Source organism: Streptomyces sp. AB3(2024), from assembly GCF_041862025.1.
Classification (GTDB): Bacteria; Actinomycetota; Actinomycetes; order Streptomycetales; family Streptomycetaceae; genus Streptomyces.
Map to the genome: position 1 here is coordinate 1 of NZ_JBGWAB010000441.1, position 223 is coordinate 223.

General features: G+C 62.3%; 1 pseudogene. It reads left to right on the plus strand.

The features are described 5' to 3' along the window. A pseudogene (locus ACEPPI_RS41150) lies at positions 1–223 on the plus strand (transposase); the annotation flags it as partial.

A 223-nucleotide genomic window follows, 5' to 3' on the forward strand; every position in this document is an offset into this window, starting at 1 on the left:
ACACCTCCCCGGTGATCGTGACCCGAAACCGGTCTGGCTGTGGTCCTCCAAGACCGGGATGACCAGCGAGGACATCGATCTGCGGTGGCAGGCGTTCCTTCGGCGCTTCGATCTCGAGCACACCTTCCGCCTCTTCAAGCAGACTCTCGGCTGGACCGTTCCGAAGATTAGAGACCCCAACACCGCCGATCTGTGGACCTGGCTGATCATCGCCGCCCACACC